8 protein-coding genes are annotated in these 8,550 nt (G+C 40.6%); 3 read left to right on the forward strand and 5 right to left on the reverse strand.

Annotated features, from left to right (window positions below):
* The 3 genes from asrA to MUB50_RS16415 form a co-directional block, all read right to left on the reverse strand.
* Entirely contained in the window at nt 1–999 is a 999-nt protein-coding gene (gene asrA / locus MUB50_RS16405; RefSeq protein WP_118626213.1) for an anaerobic sulfite reductase subunit AsrA, read from the reverse strand.
* 20 nt (nt 1,000–1,019) lie between these two features.
* Nucleotides 1,020–1,709 carry a Crp/Fnr family transcriptional regulator gene (locus tag MUB50_RS16410; RefSeq protein WP_118626211.1) on the reverse strand — a complete coding sequence of 230 codons (690 nt, stop codon included), beginning with the start codon at nt 1,707–1,709 and terminating at the stop codon, nt 1,020–1,022.
* A 109-nt stretch (nt 1,710–1,818) separates the two neighbouring features.
* Complete coding sequence (locus MUB50_RS16415) at nt 1,819–2,511, reverse strand: Crp/Fnr family transcriptional regulator (RefSeq protein WP_118368665.1); 693 nt, start codon at nt 2,509–2,511, stop codon at nt 1,819–1,821.
* A gap of 148 nt (nt 2,512–2,659) precedes the next feature.
* Here MUB50_RS16415 and hcp point away from each other — a divergent pair, with 148 nt between their 5' ends.
* Nucleotides 2,660–4,234: a hydroxylamine reductase gene (gene hcp / locus MUB50_RS16420; protein WP_173754347.1), complete on the forward strand. Its 1,575-nt coding sequence runs from the start codon at nt 2,660–2,662 to the stop codon at nt 4,232–4,234.
* Between the two features lie 70 nt (nt 4,235–4,304).
* Here the strand turns inward: hcp and MUB50_RS16425 are convergent, their stop codons facing one another.
* On the reverse strand, nt 4,305–5,192 hold the full coding sequence (locus tag MUB50_RS16425; protein WP_022427004.1) for an AraC family transcriptional regulator: 888 nt from the start codon (nt 5,190–5,192) through the stop codon (nt 4,305–4,307).
* A gap of 151 nt (nt 5,193–5,343) precedes the next feature.
* Here MUB50_RS16425 and MUB50_RS16430 point away from each other — a divergent pair, with 151 nt between their 5' ends.
* Both MUB50_RS16430 and MUB50_RS16435 read left to right on the forward strand, forming a co-directional pair.
* Nucleotides 5,344–5,496 (forward strand): DUF1349 domain-containing protein, encoded by a 153-nt coding sequence (locus MUB50_RS16430; RefSeq protein ID WP_147419635.1) that lies wholly within the window; start codon nt 5,344–5,346, stop codon nt 5,494–5,496.
* 3 nt (nt 5,497–5,499) lie between these two features.
* A complete protein-coding gene (locus MUB50_RS16435) occupies nt 5,500–6,696 on the forward strand; it encodes an MFS transporter (protein ID WP_118626207.1) in 1,197 nt (398 codons plus the stop codon).
* A gap of 233 nt (nt 6,697–6,929) precedes the next feature.
* Here the strand turns inward: MUB50_RS16435 and MUB50_RS16445 are convergent, their stop codons facing one another.
* Nucleotides 6,930–8,285: an MATE family efflux transporter gene (locus tag MUB50_RS16445; RefSeq protein WP_092071000.1), complete on the reverse strand. Its 1,356-nt coding sequence runs from the start codon at nt 8,283–8,285 to the stop codon at nt 6,930–6,932.
* Nucleotides 8,286–8,550: the final 265 nt, after the last annotated feature.

Raw genomic sequence — 8,550 nt, forward strand, 5'->3', positions numbered from 1 at the left:
TTACTTTCCCTCCTTTTCTTTCAGTTTCTGAAGACATTCGATATAGGAAATATACTCCGGACAGACATTTTCACAACGCCCGCAGCCGACGCACATATGATATCCGAATCTTTTCTTATGATCTGAAATTTTATGTAATACCTTAAAGCGCATTCTTTCACCCTGACTTTGGCGGAAGCTGTGTCCTCCGGCAATATCAGAATATCCATCTACCTGGCAGGAAGCCCATACACGGCGACGCTCTCCGGCCTTTGGATTATCTTTATAAAAAATATCCTGCATAGTAAAACAGGTACACGTAGGACAGACAAAATTACAGCGGCCACAGCCAATACATCGACTGCCATATTCCTGCCACATGGAATCCTGGTGGATTGTATTTGAAAGTTTTTCCGGAACCTCTATATGAACCTCATTATTTTCCACAAAAATCGGTTTCTCCTGAACATTCTGTCCATAATCCCATAATAATTCTTCCAGTTCTCTGCATCTCAGCTCCATGTAACATCCATCTTCATCCTGAAAAATATACATATCATATTCTTCACAACGATTCGTTCCCATACTTACGCAAAAACAATTTTTTCCGGATTCCTTACACCCCATCACAGCAAAAACTGTGTTTTCCCGCATTCTTCTGTAATAATAATCCTCTGCACCATTTTTCAAATACATGTCGTCCAGACGTTTCAGGGCATGAAAATCACAGCTTTTCAAGAAAATCAACCTCTGTCTTGCCGCTCCGTCTGCTGTTTTCATCTCATTCTCCGTAAAATAAAGAATCGTCTCTGAAATCGGAAGCAGTACCTCCTTAAAGCTGTAATCCGACTTCTGATCCCAGACAATCTCTTCCCAGCTGTTCAGCAGACCATAACGAACTACATCTGTATCTGAAAAGCATCCTGTCCCCTGGTAAATTTTCGGTCCATACACATCATAGGATTTCTGCAAAATTTCAAAAATATTCTGCATCTCATCACTGCTGACTCGTTTTCCCATCAGATACCCCTTTCTTATAATCACATTTTATAAAATTCTGCAAGACCATCAAAATCTATCAGAATAAAGCGCTTATTACCATAACAGATCAGACCTCTGTCCGTAAGAACCTTACAGGCACGAGATACATTTTCCCTTGGTGCACCAACCAGATCTGCCATCAGGGTAATGGTAAGATCAATATCTATCATCACCCCTTCTTCCGTATCTACGCCAAAATCACGACCGAGCTTCCATAATTTTGCAGCTATTTTTCGCTCCATCTGCATATTTCCGGTCGTATTCTTTAGCTGGTGCCCCATTCGCCAGAGATTTCTCTCATACTCTCTCAAAACAGCTCTTGTCAAAGCATGGCTCTGTTCCATAAGCTGAAGAAACTGTTTTTCTGCAATTTCTATCACCTGCACCGGACAGGCAGCCTCACAAAAAAGTGCATTCGGCTTTTTGCTTACAATGCTCTGATTTAAAAGCCGTCCTTTTCCCAGGATAAAAATCACCTTTCGATTTCCATGCTTGGTCAGATTATAAAGCATCACTTCGCCGGAATACACAAAATATACTGTTTTGGTTCTGCTTCGTGAATGAAAAATCACTTCTTTTTTCTTATAAGAAACAACTTCACTTTCATTAAGCAGATTCTGCAGAATATCCTTTGGGATTTCTTTAAAAAAATCCATCTTCTCCAGTTCCCTGAGTGTTATCTGTCCCATTGTATCAACCTCACTGGTATAGCTTTTGCAGTTTCTGATAATAAACTACTCTTGTCTCGCTTTCCTTTTGTATTATAATGAAAAAGTTTATCGTTTTCCGTGATGTATATCACATTTTTATTCCTGAATCCGTATCATTACAGACAGTCAGCTCAAAATGGTTTCTGTTTGTTTTTATAAGTCCTTCTTTTTGCAGCTTTGATATCTCCGCAGACATTGCCGCACGGTCAATACAAAGATAATCTGCCAGCTGCTGCCGGTCAAAAGGAATGTCAAAGGATAAAGATGCCTGTCTGATAGATACCGCCGACAAATAGGACAACAGCTTATCCCTGGTCGTTCGTTTACCCACATGTGTGATCTTATCGTTGAGGATCAGGATCTTATTTGCCAGGACACCGACCAGGTTACGAATCAGCTTCTGATGATGATCACATACTGTTGGACAGGAAACCAGAAGTCTTTGAACATTTAAAAAAATAATCTCACAATCTTCATCTGCTACCACACTGACATTCAGAACAGCTCCCGGACTTGCTGCATATGGTTCACCGAAAAAATCTCCTGCATGACATTTTGACAGAATATTCCGATGTCCCCAGAGGTCTTCCTGAATAACAAGAACACAGCCTGCCACCACAAGTCCCATTACTTCGGTAGAATCTCCGGCTCTGAAAATATAAGAATCCCGTTTTCTGGAGATTGTTGCTGCATTTACACAGTGCAGTATGGATAATATCTCATTATCAGTAAGACCTTTAAAGAAAGGACTGGTTCTTAAAATGGGTAAATATTTTTTCAAAATTAATCCTCCTGTTGGAAATCAAACATACACGTTGTAATTATTATACTATACTCCTAACAGAAACCAAGGATAAATATTACCGGCCGAGGATAAAATAATAAGAAAGATCATTCGAAAAATCACAGAATAAAAGGAGAATACAATAATGGATAAAAAAATGTTTTGTTTTCAGTGTGAACAGACCGTCGGATGTACAGGCTGCACGGGAAATGCCGGTGTCTGTGGAAAAAAAGCAGATACAGCGAAATTACAGGACGAACTGACAGGTGCGTTGATCAGTCTGGCTAAAGCTGCCGACAGCACGGAAACTATTTCAAAAAGAACCGGACAGATCATAATCGAAGGACTGTTTACTACAGTTACAAATGTAAGTTTTGACAATGCTGCAATCGAAAATATGATACAAAAAGTCAGAGCTGAAAAAGAAAGACTGGCTCCTGACTGCAGAACAGAGGAATATGATCTTCAGCAGCTGTGGAATGCCAACGAAGATATCCGCTCTTTGAAATCTCTTATTCTCTTTGGTATCCGCGGAATGGCTGCCTATGCCTATCATGCAAATGTTCTGAATTATGAAGATGCCGAAGTGAATCAGTTCTTCTGCGAAGCATTATCTAAGATTGGTTATGAAGAAAGCACAGAATCACTGCTTTCTACAGTACTCAAAACAGGAGAGATCAATCTGAAGTGCATGGCACTTCTTGATAAGGCAAATACAGAAACCTATGGAACACCAGAGCCAACTGATGTTACACTTACGGTAGAAAAAGGGCCTTTTATTGTCGTGACCGGACATGACCTGAAAGACCTTCAGCTTTTGCTTGAACAGACTGAGGGAAAAGGAATCAATATCTATACACATGGTGAAATGCTCCCTGCCCATGCCTATCCATTCTTAAAGAAATACTCTCACCTGAAAGGCAATTTCGGAACTGCATGGCAGAATCAGCAGAAAGAGTTTGACCATCTTCCGGCCCCGATCCTCTACACTACCAACTGTCTGATGCCTCCAAAAAGCAGCTACGCTGACAGAGTGTTTACAACAGAAGTGGTTGCCTTCCCGGGAGCTGTCCATATTGACGAGAAGAAAGATTTCACACCGCTTATTGAAAAAGCACTGGAGCTGGGTGGTTACAAAGAAGATCAGATGTTCTCCGGTATCAACGGCGGAAAAAAAGTAACAACCGGTTTTGGTCATGCAGCCATCCTGTCCCATGCAGGTACTGTAGTAGAGGCTGTAAAATCAGGTGCGATCCGCCATTTCTTCCTGGTTGCCGGCTGTGATGGTGCCAAGCCAGGTCGAAACTATTATACGGAATTTGTAAAGCAGACACCTTCTGACAGTATCGTTCTCACCCTGGCATGTGGAAAATTCCGTTTCAATGATCTCGATCTGGGAGAGATCGGTGGTCTTCCACGACTGATGGATATGGGTCAGTGTAATGATGCTTATGGTGCGATCCAGGTTGCTGTGGCACTTGCAGATGCATTTGGATGTTCTGTAAATGAGCTTCCGCTTTCCTTCGTACTCTCCTGGTATGAACAGAAAGCAGTCTGTATCCTGTTAACCCTCCTGCATCTGGGTATCAAAAATATCCGTCTTGGTCCTTCTCTTCCGGCGTTCCTTTCTCCTAATATTCTGAACTTTCTGGTTGAAAATTATGGTATTGCACCTATCACCACACCGGAAGAAGATATCAAAGCACTGATGAACCAGTAAAAGTAAATTTTTCAAAGCCTTTACAAAATCAACAAAGCCGATACAGGATTCCAAAAGTCCTGCATCGGCTTTATTTACAGGTCTGAAGACTCGGATCAGCCGACAACACTTTTAAACATGTGCAGCGATATTCTGATGGAGTTAAATGATAACGTTTTTTAAACAATCTGCAAAAATAATCAACGTTATGAAATCCGCTTTCATAAGCGATCGTTTTTACTTTTTTATTCGTATTTTTCAATAACCAGGAAGCTGCCTGAAGTCGATATCCTATCAGATAATTAACCGGTGTAGTATGTAAAAAACGGTGGAACAAATTAAGTGCAGTACTTTTGCTGATTCCTATATGCGAAGCAATTTCATCCAGAGACAAATTGCGATTATAGTTTTCATGTATATATTGCATGATCAACTGCACCCTTTTCTGTGCAACTTCATCCACTGTCTGTACATCTCCTTTATCAGATAACTTTACATTTTCATAAAAAGTCAGCCATAAATCCTGCAGCAATGCCAAAGTAGCAAGTTCTCTTATTTTCTCATTCCTCTGTATTTCCATTATTTTTATCATAGTTTGTATGATCTTTGTTTGCCATAGTTCATCAGGCTGAAAACGCTGGAAATATATATTCGATGAAATGATTGGCAAGATATATTTCTTATAGATCAGGCTGTTCTCCGGCGCAATAAATTCCGGCATACATACAAAGTTAGGAATGATACCACCTGATGATGCGTAAAAGCGGTGCAATATTTTAGAATTAATAAAAATTGCTTCTCCTTCTGACAATATAATCTGTTTTTCTCCTATTCCGCATGTAACTTGTCCGGACTCGACATATAAAAACTCAAATTCTCTGTGCCAGTGCCACTCAATACAATGAAAATCAAACAATTCCAGATTATCATAATAATACTGGAACGGATAATCACTGCTTCCATGCTGTTTAATTTCCATGAACTCCTCGTCTGTAAGTATTTTATTATAATCCATCCCATATCACGTTCTTTCTTTTTTACGATATTATACAGTATTTCTACAATTTAATTCAATGTATATATCTGATATTTGCTATATAATCAAGTAAAAAAAGAAAAGAGGTATTCTTATGATTTTTAAATGGATGAATGAAAGTGAGATCAACATTGAGGGCGACAAAATTGAAATAACCGCACCACCCAGAACAGACTTTTTTGTGGAAGTATTGATGAATATGAAGATTGAACATAAAACTGTTAAAAACATTCGGAGAGGAAAATAAAAAATGAATGCTGTAAAAAAAACTAACTACCATAAGACAAAAATAGCCTGTTATATGGGATTTATCACACAGGCTATTGCGGCAAACTTCGCACCGCTTCTTTTTTTGAAATTTCACAGTGACTACCATATTTCTCTCGGTAACATTGCTCTGATATCCACTTTCTTCTTTTTCACACAGCTTCTGGTTGATCTGTTCTGTGCCAAATTCGTAGATCATATCGGATATCGTGTGTGCATTGTTGCATCAGAAATATTTGCTGCATTGGGTCTGCTTGGACTGGCATTTTTACCTGATTTTTTACCTGATCCTTTTATTGGAATTATATGTAGTGTTATTGTTTATGCCATCGGAAGCGGTTTAATAGAAGTACTTTGCAGTCCTATTATCGAGGCCTGTCCGTTTGAAAACAAAGAAGCAACTATGAGTCTGCTCCATTCGTTTTACTGTTGGGGAGCTGTTGGGACAATTTTGATTTCCAGCTTATTTTTCCTGATATTTGGAATAGACAGTTGGAAGTGGCTCGCCGTAATATGGGCAATCATTCCTGCAGTTAATACTTATAACTTCATGACCTGTCCCATTGAATCTCTGGTTGACAATGGTTCTGGAATGGGAATTAAGGATCTGTTTTCCAAACCATTTTTCTGGGTTGCAATATGTCTGATGATCTGTTCCGGAGCTTCTGAACTTGCAATGGCTCAATGGGCATCTGCTTATGCAGAATCAGCACTGGGATTATCAAAAGCTCTGGGAGATCTAACAGGTCCATGTATGTTTGCAGTAACAATGGGAATCAGCCGTATAATTTTTGGTAAATATGGAGAGCAGTTAGATTTAATGAAGTTTATGAGTGGTTCAGGCATATTATGCGTTGTCTGTTATCTGCTTACTGCTTTGTCATCCAACCCGATCATCGGACTGATCGGTTGTATTGCATGTGGATTTTCAGTTGGAATCATGTGGCCTGGAACCATCAGTATTTCCTCAAAAACTTTTCCAACAGGTGGAACGGCTATGTTCTCTCTTCTTGCCATGGCAGGAGATTTAGGTGGCAGCATTGGACCTGGAATTGTTGGTCGTATCACTCAGAATGCTGGAAATAATATTAAGATTGGCATGGGATTCGGACTTATTTTTCCAGTAATTCTATTGTTTATGTTATTCCTGCTGTATCGGAAGAAGATATCAAAGCACTGACTTATTGATTGTAATTATATTTTTTCACTCTGCAAACCCGGAAGCTGTATCATCACTTTGTTGCCAGATACTATAGACCTGATACAACATTGATCGGAACCTGAAGATTTCTGGTAAAATTGTCATGATTTCCGCATGCCAGCATCTTCATCTGTACCCGCATTGCAGAACTCAGATTTAATATCATCATGATCGCAGTACGTGCCACACGTTCTGTGCTGTATGCCAGGATATTACAAACTGTAATCCCCTTCTTCCGTGCTGCTATCAGTCGGCCATGATCTCCGAAGAGCCACATAGGATATTAAAAAGTTTGCAAACCAACCGGCTGGTACAGCAAGCCAGACAAATACAATGCCAAAACGCGGTGCACAGATCAAAGCAACCGACAGGCGGATCGCCAGGTTCACCATATTTGCAATGAGGAACGGGCGCATGATCCCAAGACCACGAAGAACCCCATCGGTTGCCATTTTGATTCCCATAAAGATGAAGAAGTAACCAAGCCATCTCATATAACCCTCGGATACCTGATAGGCCAGGGCAGTTCCATCTTTACCAAGGAATAGCGAGGAAATCTGCGTGTGCAGTGTTTCAATGACTATAAAAGCAAGAACTGCAAAACATACATCTAACACCAGTGCAGCGTGATATCCTTTTTTGATCCGTTCAATTTTCTTTGCGCCAAGATTCTGGGAAACATATGGGGAAACCGCATTGCCAATGGATACAAAAATCAATGAAAAAACATTCTCTACCCGCATCGTCGCCGCATACCCCGCAAGTGCCTGTGTACCGAAGGGATTTACAACTGCCTGTACGATCATCATACCGATGGACACTGTAGACTGCTGAAGAACCGAAGGTACAGCAATTTGAAGCATGGAATGTAACTCCTGCCTGTCAAACCAGTCAAAGCGACTTTTATATCGACGCATCCGGCTAAGGAAAAGCAAAAGCGAAAACACCGCAGAAATTCCCTGTGCTATAAGAGTCGCAAGGGCTGCACCAAACACACCGAGACCAAGTCCGGCCACCATCCAGAGATCCATAAAAATATTTAAGATTGACGAAAATATCAGGAGCCCCAGCGGGATTTTTGATTCGCCTATGGAAGTAAACATATTGGAAAGAATGTTATACATAAACAGAAAAGGAAATCCCACGAAATAGACCCGCAGATATAACACTGCATCATCCAGTATATCGCCAGGGGTTTGTAACACACTCATCATCCAGTGGGAAAAGCAAAATCCAAAAACCCCAAGGACTATACTTAGAATTAAAAAGCTAAACAAAGATGTTGACACGATGGTCTTCATTTTTCCATACTTCCTGGCACCGAAATAACGGCTCACCAGCACACCGGCACCGACACCTGCTCCCAGTGCCACACAAATAAAAACATTGGTCAGCGCTGCACAGGCCCCGACAGCTGCAAGTGCGGAGGAACCAACAAATTGGCCGACGATGATAGAGTCAGCCATATTGTATATTTGCTGAAAAAAGCTGCCCAAAATCATTGGCATTGCAAAAACCGTCAGCGCTTTAAGAGGCGCATCTGTGATCAAATATTCATCTTTTGACATTATCATATTCCTCCACAGGTTTCATAATTTCACTTATTGCTACACTGCCCGGCGTTATCAGCTGCAGCTGCAATACGATCTTATCACGTAGTGACATGCTCCCACCACTTAAATCTTACGATTTTGAAGTGGGGGTTTCCTGCTCAATTACCCTTTAGGGCAAAGCTAAAACAGGCTATCCCCGCGTGTCCCGCGGTTTTGTTTTTTATGTTTATCCGGTTACGGATTTTTTTCTTGTGCCGTCAGGCACATTCTTTATAGATTC

Source organism: Blautia sp. NSJ-140, from assembly GCF_022868965.1.
In the GTDB taxonomy this organism is placed as follows: Bacteria; Bacillota; Clostridia; order Lachnospirales; family Lachnospiraceae; genus Blautia_A.

Bases quoted from the DNA above. Each gene is read 5' to 3' on its own strand.
- asrA (WP_118626213.1), bottom strand. From the start codon at position 999: ATGGGAAAACGAGTCAGCAGTGATGAGATGCAGAATATTTTTGAAATT.
- MUB50_RS16410 (WP_118626211.1), bottom strand. From the start codon at position 1,709: ATGGGACAGATAACACTCAGGGAACTGGAGAAGATGGATTTTTTTAAA.
- hcp (WP_173754347.1), top strand. From the start codon at position 2,660: ATGGATAAAAAAATGTTTTGTTTTCAGTGTGAACAGACCGTCGGATGT.
- MUB50_RS16425 (WP_022427004.1), bottom strand. From the start codon at position 5,192: ATGGAAATTAAACAGCATGGAAGCAGTGATTATCCGTTCCAGTATTAT.
- MUB50_RS16430 (WP_147419635.1), top strand. From the start codon at position 5,344: ATGATTTTTAAATGGATGAATGAAAGTGAGATCAACATTGAGGGCGAC.
- MUB50_RS16435 (WP_118626207.1), top strand. From the start codon at position 5,500: ATGAATGCTGTAAAAAAAACTAACTACCATAAGACAAAAATAGCCTGT.
- MUB50_RS16445 (WP_092071000.1), bottom strand. From the start codon at position 8,285: ATGTCAAAAGATGAATATTTGATCACAGATGCGCCTCTTAAAGCGCTG.